This window comes from Halomonas sp. N3-2A, assembly GCF_002216165.1.
Lineage (GTDB): Bacteria > Pseudomonadota > Gammaproteobacteria > Pseudomonadales > Halomonadaceae > Vreelandella.
Window position 1 is genome coordinate 1,975,226 of the sequence record NZ_CP022286.1, and the last position, 16,994, is coordinate 1,992,219.

The 16,994-nt window shown below is 53.0% G+C and carries 12 protein-coding genes; 2 read left to right on the top strand and 10 right to left on the bottom strand.

Features of this window, described 5'->3' with window-relative positions; translation table 11 throughout:
- Positions 1–10: 10 nt before the first annotated feature.
- Entirely contained in the window at positions 11–1,042 is a 1,032-nt protein-coding gene (locus CEK60_RS09350; RefSeq protein ID WP_089038776.1) for a succinylglutamate desuccinylase/aspartoacylase family protein, read from the bottom strand.
- 209 nt (positions 1,043–1,251) lie between these two features.
- Here CEK60_RS09350 and CEK60_RS09355 point away from each other — a divergent pair, with 209 nt between their 5' ends.
- Positions 1,252–1,863 (top strand): TetR family transcriptional regulator, encoded by a 612-nt coding sequence (locus CEK60_RS09355; protein ID WP_089038777.1) that lies wholly within the window; start codon positions 1,252–1,254, stop codon positions 1,861–1,863.
- A gap of 62 nt (positions 1,864–1,925) precedes the next feature.
- On the top strand, positions 1,926–2,858 hold the full coding sequence (locus CEK60_RS09360) for an alpha/beta fold hydrolase (protein WP_089038778.1): 933 nt from the start codon (positions 1,926–1,928) through the stop codon (positions 2,856–2,858).
- Positions 2,859–2,884: 26 nt separating this feature from the next.
- Here CEK60_RS09360 and CEK60_RS09365 read toward each other — a convergent pair whose 3' ends face one another.
- The 9 genes from CEK60_RS09365 to CEK60_RS09405 form a co-directional block, all read right to left on the bottom strand.
- Positions 2,885–3,559 carry a hypothetical protein gene (locus CEK60_RS09365; RefSeq protein ID WP_089040893.1) on the bottom strand — a complete coding sequence of 225 codons (675 nt, stop codon included), beginning with the start codon at positions 3,557–3,559 and terminating at the stop codon, positions 2,885–2,887.
- Positions 3,560–3,806: 247 nt separating this feature from the next.
- A complete protein-coding gene (locus CEK60_RS09370) occupies positions 3,807–5,825 on the bottom strand; it encodes an oleate hydratase (RefSeq protein ID WP_089038779.1) in 2,019 nt (672 codons plus the stop codon).
- Between the two features lie 204 nt (positions 5,826–6,029).
- Positions 6,030–9,221 carry an efflux RND transporter permease subunit gene (locus CEK60_RS09375; protein WP_089038780.1) on the bottom strand — a complete coding sequence of 1,064 codons (3,192 nt, stop codon included), beginning with the start codon at positions 9,219–9,221 and terminating at the stop codon, positions 6,030–6,032.
- The gene (locus CEK60_RS09380) at positions 9,221–10,489 is read right to left on the bottom strand and encodes an efflux RND transporter periplasmic adaptor subunit (RefSeq protein WP_089038781.1); all 1,269 of its coding nucleotides are present in this window, start codon (positions 10,487–10,489) and stop codon (positions 9,221–9,223) included. Before CEK60_RS09380 ends, CEK60_RS09375 begins: the two co-directional genes overlap by 1 nt.
- A gap of 91 nt (positions 10,490–10,580) precedes the next feature.
- Positions 10,581–12,044 (bottom strand): TolC family outer membrane protein, encoded by a 1,464-nt coding sequence (locus tag CEK60_RS09385; RefSeq protein ID WP_089038782.1) that lies wholly within the window; start codon positions 12,042–12,044, stop codon positions 10,581–10,583.
- A gap of 379 nt (positions 12,045–12,423) precedes the next feature.
- Complete coding sequence (locus CEK60_RS09390) at positions 12,424–13,269, bottom strand: fructosamine kinase family protein (protein WP_089038783.1); 846 nt, start codon at positions 13,267–13,269, stop codon at positions 12,424–12,426.
- A gap of 89 nt (positions 13,270–13,358) precedes the next feature.
- Positions 13,359–14,843 (bottom strand): xylulokinase, encoded by a 1,485-nt coding sequence (gene xylB, locus CEK60_RS09395; protein ID WP_089038784.1) that lies wholly within the window; start codon positions 14,841–14,843, stop codon positions 13,359–13,361.
- A complete protein-coding gene (locus tag CEK60_RS09400; RefSeq protein WP_089038785.1) occupies positions 14,843–16,330 on the bottom strand; it encodes a mannitol dehydrogenase family protein in 1,488 nt (495 codons plus the stop codon). The genes xylB and CEK60_RS09400 overlap by 1 nt, the downstream gene beginning before the upstream one ends.
- Before the next feature lie 37 nt (positions 16,331–16,367).
- Positions 16,368–16,988, bottom strand: a complete 621-nt coding sequence (locus tag CEK60_RS09405) for a nucleoside/nucleotide kinase family protein (RefSeq protein WP_089038786.1) — start codon at positions 16,986–16,988, stop codon at positions 16,368–16,370.
- Positions 16,989–16,994 lie beyond the last annotated feature (6 nt).

Consider the following 16,994-nt stretch of genomic DNA (forward strand, 5'->3'; position numbering starts at 1 on the left):
AAGCCGAGTATCAATACATCGCATCAGGCTGAGGCGTCAGGCTTGATTGAAAATTCTCAATCGCCGTCTCAGCTTCTTCAATTTCATCAAAGCGGGCGATGTGATAAAGCGCTTCACCTTCGTTTGCTAGTGGCAAGCGGCTCATACCAATAACAATCCCGTCGGCCATAGAGAGCACCTCACCTTCATCATTGCCGAAGGGGTCTGCCACTTTACCGAGCACCTCGCCTTTTGCTACCCGAGCGCCCAGACGCACCTTAGGACGCAAAATGCCATCAATAGGCGCCCTCGCCCAGCTGGAGCCATTGGCAAGTTCAGCAGGCATTGGCGAGCGGCGACGCTGCTCGCCGGTCAGCATACCTAAACGGCGCATCACGCGTAAAACGCCACGCACGCCGGGGGCAATTGCCCACTCATCAAAACGTAGCGCCTCACCAGCTTCATAAGTTAGCACCGGAATGCCACGGTTCTGAGCATAGTGGCGTAAGCTACCTTCGCGAAGCTCTGCATTGAGTACCACAGGGGCACCAAACGCATCGGCCATGCGCTCAGTTTCACTGCCTGGCTGTAGCTGAGCACGAATTTGCGGAAGATTGGTGCGATGAATAGCACCCGTATGCAAGTCGATAATATGCGTGGCGTGATCGACAATTTCATCGCGAAATAGCGCCGCAATACGCCCGCCTAACGAGCCCTTTTCACTGCCCGGAAAACAACGGTTCAAATCGCGGCGGTCTGGCAAATAGCGCGTTTGCTGTAAAAAACCGAAAACATTAACGACGGGTACAGCGATTAACGTGCCACGCAAGCTATTGATTGCCTTGGAACGCAGCAAGCGACGAACAATTTCAACCCCATTAATTTCATCGCCATGAATTCCACCGCATACCAGCATGATCGGGCCATCTTTACGCCCATGCACGACTTCAACCGGAATATGCAGCTGCGTGTGGGTATATAGGCGTGCCACAGGCACATCAATTTGTAAGCGTTGGCCAGGCATTACAGTGCGCCCAGCTAGGGTAAAAGGTGCTCGCGCCATGCTGAAAATCCTATAGCGTGCCTAATAACGGTTTCGTTTCGAAACGGCGTTTCCAAATAAATCTTATACGCTTTTTACTGACAAATGACGAATTTGTTAATCCACGTTATGAGCTAAAGTAATTAACCATACAGTTTTGAATGTAAAAAGTGGTGCACATAAGATAAAATGGGCTCATCACGTGTCAATTACTGAGGTTACGTTTTTATATGGCAAGAAAAACCAAAGCGGAGGCTGCTGCAACTCGCGAAGCGCTGTTGGATGCGGCTGAAGAGGTGTTTTTCGCAAAAGGCGTAGCTCGCACATCGCTGGAGCAAATTGCTCGTCACGCTGACCTGACGCGCGGTGCTGTTTATTGGCATTTTAAAAATAAAGGCGACCTTTTTATGGCGCTAGTGGAGCGTGTGCGTATGCCCTTCCAGTCGCTAATGGAAGAGGTAAATAACGCCGACCCGACTATCTCACCACTAACTGCCATACAACTTGCCTGCCATGCCGGCTTAAACCGCATGGAGCAGCCATCCCATCAGCGAATTTTATCGATTCTTTTACACCGCTGTGAATTCTTTAGCGATATCAACCCGATTCAGATGCAAGATGAGATTGCAGACGAGTGTTTTGATGAAATGCTGTCGGTATTTCAACTGGCCCAACAGCAGCAGTTGCTACGCGATGATTTAACCCCCGAGGTGGCAACGCGGCTTATGCAGGCGGCACTGGGTGGCTTATTTCATGATTGGTTGCGAAATCCAGAGTCTTTTTCGTTGTGCGAACGCGGCGGTGAACTCATCGATACATTAATCACCATGATGAAGCGCTAACCGTCTCGCTGCAATGCAGCAATACTCCTATACTGAGCAGATTATCAGCATAGGATAATTTTATGGATGCTCTTGAATTTGTTCGTATCCGCGAACTTGATATCGCTGTGCGCATTTGGAATCCCGACGCACCCCGCACGCTAATTGCATGGCATGGTCTTGCTCGCCACGGCGGTGATTTCGAAGCCCTAGCCCATCAGTTGGGCAGCGAATGGCGTATTCTTGCGCCAGACACGCCCGGTCGCGGCCTGTCCAGCTGGTCACTGTTTCCTGCCCACGATTATCTCTACAGCCACTACATGACTATCGCGATAGGCGTGCTAGATCATTTTCAATTAAAGCAGGTCGACTGGCTGGGCACTTCCATGGGTGGGCTATTGGGCATGCTGCTGGCTGCTGACAAAACACATCAACAGCGGATTTCTAGACTTATCCTGAATGATGTTGGGCCTGAGTTGAATAAAGACGGCCTAATCGCGCTCTCCAGTTATTTCAGCCTAACTCACCGTTTTACGAACTTTGCAGACCTACAAAAAGAGCTGACACAGCACTACGCAAGCTTTGGAATTACCACTGACGATGAATGGCGAGCGCTGGCATTGGGAAGCGCACGACGACTCCCTGATGGTAGCTGGACCTATCACTTCGACCCCCGTATTGGCGAGCAATTCATCCATGACACACCGCGAGACACATGGGCAGATTGGGCAAACATTCGCTGCCCTGTGATGGTGATTCGAGGTGCCGAATCAACCTTACTGGATGCCGAAACGCTGCCGCGTATGAAAGAGGTGCAACCCGGCTTAGTCACTTTCACCGCCCCAGGCTGTGGCCATGCTCCTATGCTGAATCAACCCGAGCAAGTAACACCGCTCCGTCAGTTTCTCGACACGCCACTCAGCGCCTTCCCCTGCAGCAAACCAGCAAGCGCCACCGCCACTTCACACCCTATTGGCCAGTGGCTTATTAAGCAGTGGCGGCGCCTATTGGGCTAGGCAATGCGTTGGCTAGACAACATTCGCTAGGTGGAATAGCCGTTTGAATGATGCTTACGGCGCAAGCGAAGCTTATTCACGCGAACCCGCGTATCAAGATACTGTTGCTCAAGCACACTGCGGTACGCACCTTCGCTGGCAAGATATTTCACAAGCACCCGGCGCTCGCCAGTTTGAGGGCAGTCCCCCGCTTTGCAATGCAATTTAACGGCGCTGCCGGGCTCATTCTCCAGCTGAGCAGATGCGTATTCATCATTCTGGCGCTCTGAGACAACGACCGTAGCGCCCAATAAACAGCGGCGATTGAATGGCTGATAGCGATGAAGCGCGCGTTGCAATGAATGGCACACCGCTGCCGCAACTGGCGACGCAACTGCAAATGAGATCCACAGCACGAGCACGCCGACAGGCACCCTCAACATCCCCAGCGATAACCAGCGGAGGGCTAGTAGCTCAATAGCCAGCGAAATAGCACTCGCAAAAAGTACCAAAAAGCTTAATGCAAGCGTGGCAGGCACACCTGCAAAGCCTAAAGACACCAGTGTGCTGGCCATATGATCGTCGCGCAGGCTATCGCGCTCATATAGCTCCAGCGGCGCAAGTCTGATTAACACCAGCAGCCAGTAGAGCGCTATCAAAGCCAACAAGAAGGTAAAGACAATCGTTGGAAATTGCAGTACGGCGGAAACAAGTGATTGCATCATGGCGTGTTCTCCTCCAGACGAAGCCTGGTGATGTTTTCGCTTGACGTTATATTTATTAGCACAAGCTAAAAACAGGGTCTCTTTTAGCGTAGACCACCTTACGCGTTTATGTGTTTAGCTACCTTGACTGCCATCACTTATCGACCAAAAGCTAAGCCCTGCGTTTCGTACGAAAACGGCCTCAACTCACCGCACAAAGGCAGCGAGCTGAGACAACTAATCAACTAAAATAAATTACCTTAAATCAGCGACGCCCCCGCAGCTTATCCCTTAACGCTTGAAACCGGCTTTTAACTTCATCTAGGGTATGGCTTTCGCCCATCAAACCACGTATAGCCTGGAGCTGATGTTCAAACAGTCCATGATGGTGGAGATCCTCGGGGGTTTCTTCCCGACCAAGCGGCAGGATATTTTCGAAGTAGGTTCCCCCCAGAATACGCCGTAATACGCCTTCTCCCAGAAATGCTTCATCACTGTTCAGAGTGCGAGTTGCCCGCAGCAAGCGACGCACATCGTATTGACCAGGGTAGATGTCCGGCACCTGCTTCTTGAGCCCAAGCAAGCTATAAACACCAATACGAGCAGTTCTTACCGAGCTTTCCAGTGTGAACACGACATCGTTATGGGTTTCTACAAACTGCCCCATGCAGGCTAGGTTGGTACAGCCTTCAGGAACCACGCTGGGGCGATCTCCCTTGGCTCTTGGCATGAATTGAGCGGTGATATAAGGCATTAGCGCGATACGTGTTTTGGTAGCAGCCAGTATGGCGTCGAGCTGATCAGTCAGGCCAAGGTGATAACACATCTCGGTCAGCACTTCTTTCCCGGTACACTCAGGCATTGGCTTTTTGACATAATTGCCGGGCTTGTCCATCAACAATGCGTATGTCCATAGCACAATCACATCATCGGGCTGGTCGGGAAAATGCGGTTGGCGATTACAGGTAAAGCTCATCAGCCAGGAAGAGTCGGTAAAGGTGATAATCCCGCCTGTAGCCGTGAACCCTGAATAGGGGTCATTAACCGACAGTTCTTTAAGTTTATCCATCAGGGGCGAAGGTTTACAGGTAAGCGTTACTGACTCCCAGGTAGAGCGTGGAATGTCCCCGCAGAACTTTTCTGGCTTCCCGAAGATGTCTGATTCTTCTGCGAGATTCTTCCACAGTTGCCAGCCTGAACCCTTGCCAGCCTGAACCCGATCCTTCAGGTGTGGAATGGTGTCGTCGTCGCCATAAGCAGTGTCTTCGGTCATCGAGCCCGTAGTAACAAACACCAAGTCGCGGGGGGCGATAGCAATGGTTTTGTTGCCATCACTACCACGGCACTGAAGAGCGGTGATGGTGCTGCTGCCGTCCTGGGTATCCATGTCCAGGTTTTCGACAACCGTATCGTACTGGATATTCACGCCCTGATCTTGCAGCCAGTTCATCAGCGGTCGGACAAAACTGTCGTACTGGTTGTACTTTGGAAAAACCAGTGACGTCATGTCGTTAAGCCCATCCATCAAGTGCAGAAAGCGATGCATGTACAGCTTCATTTCAAGTGCTGAATGCCAGTTCTGGAAGGCAAACATAGTGCGCCAGAAGGTATAGAAATTGGTTTCCAGAAACCCTTCACTGAACCACTGCTCTACTGTGACATCATCCAGATCCTCTTTGCGTGCTAGCAGTAGCTTAACAACCTCTAACTGCTGGCGTTTGGTGAGATTCATGGTGGAAAAGTCTTTGATCTGGCCCTGCTTTTCCAACAGACGCGCTTTTGACCAATTTTTGTCGGCGTCATTCACGATGCGATACTCATCCAGCACAGTAAATGGTGGCGGCAACTCCAGAGCCGGTATTTCCGAGAAGACGTCCCAGAAATTCTGGTAGGTCATCTCCATTTCACGGCCTCCACGCACGATATAGCCTTCTTCCGCGTTGCCAGCACCATCCAGCGAGCCACCTCCTATGCTCTGCTCCTCTAGGAAGGTGATATTGCCAGCCGGCATGTGGCCGTCACGAATCAGAAAGAAGGCAGCAGACAATCCTGCAATGCCGCCGCCAACGATCCAGGCACGGCGCCCCTCAATACCCTCGGTCGGAAGTGGACGGTGATTGGTGTAGCTTCCATGCAGGTCAGCGGGTGGAAATGGCGTATCGATACCGTTGTGTAAGTGTCTTGATGACGCGTCTGGCGCAATATCGAGAGGCTGTCTCTCGAGTGCTTCAATATGGGCTTTCAGCGCTGAATCCGATGTTTTTGAAGCATTAGATTTACTCATTGATAGATATCCTTTTCTGGGTAGCCACTATCAATTAAGTGTAGTTTAAAAAACTCACTAAACGTTTATAACTATAAATAATTAATACAAAAAGCCATCTAAGCAGCAGTATTTATTACAAGCATCGGAAATAACAGAGATAACGCATTCAAAAAAACGGGCACCATGAAAACATGGTGCCCGCTAGCAAGTCGCTAAACAGCGTTACGCTTGGTCGTGACCTAGCGCTGCCGACTCGTTGTTACCATCCCGGTCGGGGTGGCGTTTCCGATAGAGCCAATCAGATACCGTGGCAATCATTGCGTAGAAGCTTGGAATAAACAGGCTTCCCAGCACGGCAACAGACGCCATACCAACCGCAACAGTGGTACCTATGTGGTGGCTACTCACATCGCTCGCACCAGAGGCCAGTGCCAATGGCAAGGTACCGAAGATAAAGGCCAGTGACGTCATAACGATAGGACGGAAACGAAGCTCCGCGGCGGTAACCGCTGCTTCACGAATCGATTTACCATGCTCTTTGCGCTGCAACTCCGCAAACTCAACGATAAGAATCGCGTTCTTAGCGGCCAAGCCAACCACCACCAGCATACCAATTTGGACATAGACACTGGTATCCAGGCCACGCAACGCAATACCACCCACGCCCCCCAAAAAGGCAAACGGCGTGGCGGTAAGTACCGCTAGTGGTAACGACCAACTCTCATACTGTGCCGCCAGTATCAAGAACACCATCAAGATACCAAACACAATAGCGAGCAAAGCGGTATTGCCAAGGTTAGACTCTTGGTAGGCAGTCCCCGTCCAGCCCATTCCCCAGTTTTGGCCCAATGTTTCCTGAACCACTTCCTCCATCGCTGCAATAGCCTGTGTAGAGCTGTAGCCTGGCGCTGGATTACCCTGGAACTGAGCCCCCGCATAAACACCGAAGCGAGAAACAACAGATGGACCCGTTTGGCGTTCGAGCGTTACAAACTCAGAAAGAGGAATGCGTTCACCATTGCCACCACGTACATAAACGCTACTCACATCATCGGGCGTTTTACGGAATTTATCTTCATTCTGTAAATAGACCTGGAAGTTACGGTTTTGGTAGCTAAAGAAGTTAACAAAACCATTACCGAAGGTGTTGGCTAGCGCCGAGTTGATATTCTCAAGGGCGACACCATAGCTGAGCGCTTTTTGCTGATCTATTTCCGCACGGTAAGAAGGCACATTGACGTTAAACGTTGTAAAAACGCGACTTAATGCCGGGTGCTGGTTAGCCGCCTGCATAATTTGCAATGACGCTTGATACAACTCACGAGGTGACGCGCCTTCAAAAGATTGCAAATAACCGGTGAAACCACCCGTTGTTGAAAGCCCCATGATCGGCGGTACGTTAAACGCCATCGCCGAACCACCATCAATGCTCGCCCCCAACTGCATAATACGACCAACCAACTCATTAGCCGTTAAGTCACGTTCTGCCCAGGTTTTCATGTTGATAAACATAATGCCCCGTGCAGTATTGACCGCACTCGACAGAATGTCGTATCCCGCGACAGCAGAGGAGTACTCAACGCCCGGAATGGCTTCTATCTGAGAGCTAAGCTCATTCATGTAGGCTTGAGTTCGGCTAAGCGACGCAGCATCGGGCAATGACACGCTAACCAGCACGATACCTTGGTCAGTTTCCGGCACCAGTGTGGAAGGCGTATTTGCATAGAGCCAGTAAGAACCGGCCCCCACCGCCACAGTCAGCGCAAGCGCTAACACCCAGAAACGCACCAGCTTTTTCACAAACCACATATAAACGGCGGTAAAGCCAGCGAAGAGGCGGTCAAACAGACGCAGCGGTGTGGTAATCGCACGCTTAAACGCGGACTGCTTCGTTTTATGCAGGTCATGCTTGATGAAGATGGCCGACAGCGCAGGAGTGAACGTCAGTGCCATCAGCGCCGATAGCGCCACCGATATTGCCACGGTAATCGCAAACTGCTGATAAATCTGGCCGGTAAAACCGCCCAGGAACGCTACGGGTACAAACACCGCCGCCATAATCAGCGATGTGGCAATAACCGGACCACCCACCTCTTTCATCGCGCGGATAGTGGCGTCACGAACCGTAATATCATCCTCTTCGCTCAATACCCGCTCAACGTTCTCCACCACAAGAATCGCATCATCTACCACGATGCCTATCGAAAGCACCAAGGCAAACAGCGTTAGAAGGTTGATTGAGAAACCAAACAAGTAAAAACCAGCAAAGGTACCGATAACCGAGACCGGCACGACCGACATGGCAATGACCGTAAAACGCCAGTTCTGTAGGAAAATAAACAGAATCACGATAACGATCAGGAACGCTTCAATAAACGTATGCAGAACGGTTTCTACCGAGGCATCAATAAACAGCGTGGTGTCGTAAGGCGTTACATACTCAAGCCCTGGCGGAAAACGCCCCGATAGTTCTTCCATCGTGGCACGCACTGCTTCAGCGGTTTCCAGTGCGTTTGCACCCGGCTGCTGGTTGATGATGATCGGCGTCATTGTGGCGCCGTTTAAGCGTGCATCAACACCATAGAACGAAGCGCCTAGTTCAATACGTGCTACGTCCGCAAGGCGCAATGAAGAGCCGTCAGGATTAGTACGCAGATAAATATTGCGGAAATCATCGGTTCCCGATAAGCGCCCACCGGCGGTAATCGTATAGGTATAAGCACGCGGTTCGCTTTGCGGTGTTGCCGCTAAGTTACCTGCGGGAATTTCGGTATTCTGCGCGCGAATAGCACTGGCCACCTCACTGGGCGTGAGGTCATACTGAGCCAGCTTGTCAGGGTCCATCCACACCCGCATCGCAAACTCACCGCCGCCTAACACTTCGGCATTACCTACGCCGGGCACTTGGCGTAGCTCATCCAAGATATTCAGCGTGGCGTAGTTTTGCATGTAAATTTTGTTGTAGTCACCGCTAGGTGACGTCAAGGCAACAAGCATCAGAATAGAGTCAGAGCGTAACTCAACCGTCACCCCTTGAGACTGAACCGCCTCAGGTAACTGCGAAAGCGCGCCCTGCACTCGGTTATTGACATTGATGGTGTTGATATCACCATCAGTGCCAATGTTAAACGCAACACTCAGGCTCATAAGACCATTATCAGCGCTGTTTGAGGTCATATATAGCATGTCCTCAACACCATTGATGGCCTCAGCAAGCGGTGCCGCGACGGTTTGCGCTACCGTCTCAGCATCTGCCCCGGGGAACTGAGCCTGAACTGACACAGTGGGAGGTACAACGCTGGGATACTGCTCTATCGGCAGTATTCGCATCGCCATCGTACCTACCAGCGTCAAGATAATCGCCAAAACGGTGGCGAAAATCGGTCGGCTGATAAAGAAGTTGGAAAAGTTCATTATTGCGCGCCCTCTTCCCCTTCAGCGGGCTGTGCGTCAGCCGCCCCATCCTGCATTGCCTCTGCCTGCCCGGCTTCTTGCTGGGCATCTTGCTGCTCAGCTTCTGCGACGATGTCGGCAGCGTTACCTTCAAATGGCTGGGGGTCAATTAGCATTCCTGGCTCCAGACCAGCGGGGTCGCCTACGATGACACGCTCGCCAGCAGTCAGGCCATCATGAATGATTTGCCATGGGCCAGCCACTTCACCGAGTTGAACCGTGCGCTCGCGCGCTTTATTTTCATCATCGACAATAAAGACCCGCGGTCCCATTAACCCTTGAGTAACGGCAATTTCTGGTACGGCCAGTACATCAAAACGCTTCAAGCCTTCAACACGAACCCGGACAAACTGACCAGGCAATACCGCGCCATCAGGATTTGCGAACGCTGCTGACGCCTGCACCGTACTGGTGCCGCTATCAACACGAGAACCCAGGAAGCTCAAACGACCTTCAAGCTCAGCGCTGTCGTCACCATACTGTCCTGGCACACTCAAACGCGCGGTTATGTCTGATGCGCTACCACTCTCACCCAGCTGTCGACGCAGCTCAAAAGCATCGCGCTGAGGTAGTTGAAAACGCACTTCAAGAGGATCAAGCGGGGTAATAGTGGCTAACTCAGTTCCTGGCGTCACCAAATTACCAACGTTTATCTGACTTAAACTGATCATGCCAGACACCGGTGCGGTGACGTTTGAATAGCCTAAATCAAGATTAGCACTGGTTAACGCAGCATCGGCTTGAGCGACACTTGCTTGGGCAACGCGCTGGTCAGCTAGTGCTTGGTCATACTGCTGACGACTGACCGAGTTTTGGCTCAGCAACTGCTCAAAACGCTGCGCATCACGCTGGGCACGGGCCAGTTCAGCGCGCGCACTTTGCAAGTCGGCCTCACGCTGGTTAACGGTTGCTTGGTAGAGATCTGGCTCGATGGTATAGAGTCGGTCCCCCTGCTCTACCAGTTGCCCTGGCTCAAAATGGCGCTCTTCAAGAAACCCGTTCACCCGTGCCACAAGCGTGACTTCACTGTCGCTGCGCAGCAGTGATGGGTAGGATTTATTCAGAGGAATATCCTGACGGGCTATTTCAGCTACTTCTACCGCATGAGGCGGAGCTTCCTGCTGCCCAGCCTGCTGTTGCTGAGGTTGCTCCTGGCCGCATGCGGCTAGCGCCAATGCAGCTATCAGCGTCACTAGACTCGCTCTACCTGAGTGAATCGTTTTCTTCATACGTTGGTTTCCCATTAATCTTTGCAACATTGACGGATAGCAGCACAGCGAGAGGTTGGTTAATGTGTTAGAAAACTAACAACTCGCTAGCTTACGCACCCGGCGTGGGTGGAGCGCCAATATCCATAGCCCTCTGGTAGGCGTCGGGGTCGCCACCCTCAGGCAGAGTGAAGTTCACCTCATCTCCCGTTAGCCACGCATTGACGTCTTCAATCGCCTCAACGTCTAACAGACCCGCCTGCTGGCGCAGTGAGAGCAAATTAACCACATAGTCATAACGCGCTTCGGCATAGTTAGCGATAGCGTTATAGAGGCTTTGTTCAGCGTTCAACACGTCCACGATATTACGTGTGCCTACTTCATAACCGGCACGGGTAGCTTCTAAAGCACTACGGTTAGAAACGATGGCCTGCTGACGAGCCTCAACGGTATCGACGTTGTTGCTAACCTGGGTATAGAGCGAACGCACTTGTTGGATGGTAGTGCGGCGTTGGGACTCGAAGTCGTATTGGCTACTTTCAAGCTGGAAGGTACCTTGGCGAATACGGGCGCTGGTGCTGCCACCGGTATAGATAGGTAAGTTCGCCGAGACACCCACTTGGCTTGACGTGTTGTAGCCACTCACCAAATCACTATCGCTATCCGAGTACTGGTAGTTAGCAAATGCCTGAACAGTCGGCATACGCCCGGCACGCGCCAGCTCGACGCCTACGCGGGAAAGCTCAATGCCTGCCTGCTGCGCTAATACCTGCGGGTTACGCTCAATGGCTTGCTCTACCCAATAGTTACGATCCGTGGGGGTTGGCAGGGCAATCGGCATACTGTCGCCTAACGCGTCGATACTGGCGTAACGTTGCCCCGTCAGCTGTTCAAGCACCTCAAATGCCACCTGAAGATTGCTCTCTGCTGCTATGCGATCAGCGCGGGATTGATCAAAGCTCGCCCGAGCTTCTTCTACTTCAGTGATGGCAATGAGGCCAACTTCAAACTGCTCTCGAGCCTGCTCAAGCTGGCGACCAATCGCACGCTCTTGGGCTAAGCGCGCCTCGAGTACTTCATGGGCACGCAAAATATCGAAATAAGCGCTCGCGACATCAATCAGCAACTGCTGCTCGGTAGCGGCCAATAAGTACACTTGTTGATCAATCTGACGTTCAGCCTGATTCACTTCCTGACGCGTGACGGCATTGAATAGTGCCTGAGTCGCTTCAAGCGTTAACGACGCCGTGTTGTAGCGGTCATCGCTGACACCCGCCGCATCAGAACCAGCACTCTGCCCCGCCCTAGAGGAGGACTGGCTTTCGTACTGCTGGTTGTGGACGACATTGCCAGAGGCATTTACCTGGGGCAACAGGGCACCACTTGCCACATCGCTTGCCGCTTCAACACTTGAAAACTCAGCACGTGCTGAGGCCAAGGCAGCGTTATTGTTAAGCGCATCGCGGGTGATATTGACTAAATCTGCCGCTTGAGCAGGCAGGATGAAAGAAGATGTCAGCACTGCTAATAGCAGGGGACGAAAAGGGGCATTGACTGCCCAGTGTGCCAGTCGCATGGGATTGCCTCTAGGTGTCAACGTAGGGTGGCGATAATGATAGCCATTCTGAAAGGTGGCATTATAGTTACATTCATGTATGTATGCTAGGCTTGAACTTAACCTAAATATATGAACAGCGTCACGTATAGATAACCGTACTACACAAGACTCTCTATTACCTTAGTCCAAAGCTCCATGAGCTTGCAGCTTTTTAGCGCTCCTTTACCCACTCGAATCTTAAGTGAACCATGTTACAGCTAATGTAATTACACGCTAACTAAAGTGAGCGCTTGAGTCTCTCAACAACATACGGCAGTGATTGGCAATCCAAACAGATAGCTAATAAAGCGAGAAAATCAGCACCATCACCACTATTGCTCCGCCAAACGCTGCCCCATTAACTCTCAAAAGCTTCCAATACTGCCACGCAGCGTTCAACGGCACTGCGATACCCTGAACCAAATAACAGCAGATGGTTAAGCAATGGATAAAGCTGAAACAGCGCTTCGCGTCTTGGCCATTCGGTTGGCTTATCGCCGTTCCAGTAAGCATCAAAAAAAGGTGCGCCAGGCGATCCAAACAGGGTCAGCATGGCCACATCAACGTCGGGATAATGGCGATAAACAGCAGGATCGATCAGTGCCGGCCCTCTAGTGGTTGTCAGCACATTACCCGACCATAGATCACCATGAATAAGGCTGGCAGACGAATCTGGCAGCCATGTTTCTAGTTGCTCTGCTTGGTGTTCAACACGGCGTCGCAACGCGCCATTCAGCAGGCCCTGCTGATAACAAGCTTGAGTAAGAGGCAGTAGACGCCGTTCGCGCTGAAACGCACGGCCATCTGCCAGCGGGGAGTTGGGTTGGGGCGTACGCCCACACGCATTGTCCTGATGCCAGCCATGGGCATCACCTATCACACCATGCAACTCACGCAGCCCTTCGCCTAAAGCGACGCTACTTTGGGTATTTGCGGGTTGGGTATCGAGTGACTCTATCACCAGCCACCCCAGCGACTCTCCCAGCACCTCAGGTATCACTAATGACGTGCCCGCCCCCTTGAGCGCGCGGAGCCCTTCTGCTTCGCCAAGCAACCGCGCGGAATCGTCGTGTTTAATAACGACTTGCCCTTGGCGGGTCGTCAAGGCGTAAACAGCCGCTATATCACCACCACTGAGTGGCTGAAGCTTATCAGTGGGGATTAATCCCAGCGTATCTAGCAGATCGCGCAAAACGGCATCCATGACTCTCTCCACTCAAGGCGCGTGTACTCTCCGCATCTCTCCTTAAACGGTACAAGGCAAAGCAATATCTTTCTAGGCAATCCGCATTATTAAACGTTATGACGCTGAGCAAGCGCCTCGCGATAACGCTGATAAATCACCTCATAAGCAGAAACACGCTTAGCGTCAGGGTCGGCAAGGGAAGCGGCATCCAGGTGCACCAAGCGCTCACAAAGCGATGCCAGGGTCACACCCTCCTGATGTAAGTCGCACCAAGCCGCTTGAATAGCCGCACCTAACGCGGCGGCATCGGTAATTTCTGGGCAGATTACCTGGGTATTAGTAATGTCAGCCACCATTTGCCGCCAGACTGGACTCTTGGCACCGCCGCCAATCAGCCTAATCTGGCTGGTGCCGTCAGCTAGATCACCTAATAGTTCCAAGCCATAGCGCAGGCCAAAGGTAGCGCCTTCCATCACCCCTCGGCAGAGGTTAGCTTGAGTCATATTAAGGCTGGTCAAGCCAAGAAAATCACCCGTCGCATTGGGCAGCATCGGCACCCGTTCGCCGTTAAAAAACGGCAGTACAATCACTCCCTCGGCCCCAATCGGCGAGCTGGCAACCTGGTCGCCAAAAGCGGCTAAATCCAGCCCAAACAGCTCACGCACGCGAGTAGTCGCAGAGGTAACGTTCATCGTGCAGATTAACGGCAGCCAGCCACCGTGGCTGGCACAGAAGTTGGCCACCATGGCGCTATCGCACACCACCGAATTAGGTGAATAAGCGCACACCGTGCCGGAGGTTCCTAAACTAAGCGTCACCAGCCCCTGAGTAATATTACCGGTGCCAATTGCGCCCAGCATGTTGTCGCCGCCGCCAGAAGACACCACCACATCATCATGAAGCCCCAACTCTTGCGCCACTAGCGGGCGCACTCGCCCTGCTGGCTCGTGCGCCTGGATAAGGCGAGGTAGCACACGGTCAGGGTCAAGTTCCGGCGCAATGGCTGCAAATACCTCTTTCTGCCAGCATTGGGCACGGGTATCGAAATAACCGGTGCCCGATGCATCACCCGCCTCAGTGACCCGCTCACCGGTCAGCCAGAAGTTGAGGTAGTCGTGGGGCAGTAGCAGAGTGGCTATACGCTGGTAGGCGTCAGGGTGATGCTCCCGCAGCCACGCCACTTTAGACGCGGTATAGCCAGTTTGTAACACCAGACCAAGCTTCTCCAGGCAGCCCGCGTCACCGCCAAGTCGGTCGACTAAATCGCTGTTTTGAGCACTGGTTTCGGTATCGCACCACAGTTTGGCGGGATACACCGGCACACCATCCGCATCCAATGCCACCATGCCGTGCTGCTGTCCGGAAACGCCAATCCCCCGCACCTGCTTGGCATCAATACCAGCACGCTCAAGCGCTTGAAAAAAAGCCCCTTTGAGCGCTGCCAGCCACTCTGCTGGTGCCTGCTCCCGGCGGCCATGCTCTCCCTCTTCTAGGCTATGAGGACGACTGCCTTCACCCAGGATGACGCCACGCTCCACATCTACCACCACGACTTTGGTACTCTGCGTACCGCAATCTACCCCGATATACATCACAACGTTCCTTTGGACGCGACCAGAGCCTCAAGAGTAGCCCGTGTTCCCCGTTGATGCAGCGACGTCAATGACTTTAGGTAAGCGTTTAGAAAGCGAGGCTGGTCAGCCAAGTCACCAAACAGCTCGCGGTTCTCGACAAACGCAGCGGGGTTCGTGCGGTTGTTAGTGGCAATAGCCATCAATGGCTCACGCAGACGGTCCACAATATCGATAGCTTCTCCCTGCTCATCGACGCCTTCAGCGTAACGTGCCCAGCTGGCGACCACGGCGGCGCTGCGCTTAATCTCACCTCCCAGGGCAAGTTGCTGGCGAATGACAGGCACGAGCCATTTGGGAATGCGATCAGAGCTTTCAGCACAGAGTCGTGCCAGAGTGTCTTTAATTTGCGGGTTGGCGAAGCGTTCAATCAGGGTCAACCGATAGGTTTCTAAATCTACCCCTGGCACTGGCGCCAGCGTAGGCGTGCCCTCTTCACGCATATAGCCCAGCAAAAACTCGACAAACAGCGGATCTTGGCACACTTCATGGGCGTAACGGTAGCCTGCCAAGTAGCCGAAGTAAGCAAGCGCCTGATGACTGGCATTGAGCAGGCGCAGCTTCATCAGCTCATAAGGCTCTACATCATCGACAAGTTGCACACCTACTTTCTCAAGCGCCGGGCGACCCAAGGGAAAGTGATCTTCCAACACCCATTGGGTGAAGGGCTCGCATACCACTGGCCAGGCATCTTCTATATCAAACCGCTGGGCCAGCTCGTCAATATCCGTGGGCGCTGTCACTGGTGTGATGCGATCCACCATGGCATTGGGAAACGCTACTTCGGCAACTAGCCAATCGCCAAGCCCTGCGCTGCGGGCATGGGCGTAGGCACTGAACATGCGTTTAGCCACGTCACCGTTACCTTGAATATTGTCGCAGGACATCACCGTAAAAGGTGCAATGCCCCGCGCCCGGCGGCGAACCAGAGCTTCCACCACTAAGCCAAAGCTGGTGGAAGGCTGCTCTGGATGGGCGAGATCATCACGTACCTGTGGAGAATCCAGATTGAATTCTCCGGTTACCGGATGGAAGTTATAGCCACCTTCCGTCACGGTGAGCGACACAATCTTGATGGCGGGATCGGACATTTTTTCGATCACCGCTTCGGGGTCTTCTGGCGCAAACAGGTAATCCACCATACTGCCGATCACACGGGGCTGATACTCGCCGTCGGGGTGTTTCACCACGAGCGTATAGAGATAGTCTTGCGCAGCAAGGGCCTGCTGCATACGCTTATCGCCGGGCATTACCCCCACTCCCACAATGCCCCACTCAAGCGCCTCACCCTGGTTCATTAGTGCGTCTAGGTACATCGCTTGATGAGCACGATGAAAACCACCGACGCCAATATGCACGATGCCTGGCGTCACGGCCTGCCGATCATAAGTAGGCGTCTCAACCGCCGCACTGAGAGCACCCATGTTGTGATTATTAAGCTGAGTCATCGTCACTCTCCGGGTTATTTGTTAGCCACGCCGCGCCCTAGCGCCAGCGCTGGTCAGGTGGCACGCTGCCGCTTTTAACAAGTTCAGCGTTAAGCATGTCTTTTTGATGCGCGCGCTCGAGAGCGCCGGTATGGTCTTGGCCCATGCACAGCCAGCGATTCACCAACCGCTCAACCAGTACGGCATCGTCCACATCGATAAACAGCGTCCAGTCGAACAGCTTGTGCAGCGCCCGCCAGGGTTCTTGATCCAGCAGTAGGTAATTACCTTCCACAATCACAATGCGCTGCGCTGGAGTAATCAACCGCCCCCCGGCTCGAGCAAGATCCAGCGGACGGTCAAACACCGGCACCGCTACCGGTTGATCTGCGCGACGAATGCGCGCTAAATCATGATGTAAGCCATCGACATCGAAGGTGTGCGGCGCGCCTTTCACCGGCAGTTGCTCATCACCTAGCACAGCGTTATCGAAGTGGTAGCCATCCATCGGCACCACGGCTGCCTGCCCTGGCCGCTGCTGATTTATCGCATCGCATAACAGCGCGCTGCGATAAGACTTGCCTGCCCCGGGTGGCCCCGCCAGGGCAACCATAAAGCGCGCTTTGCCTTCGGCGGCATCCAACAGTTGGTGGCTTAACGAAACAAGATCAGGGGTCATAGGCGT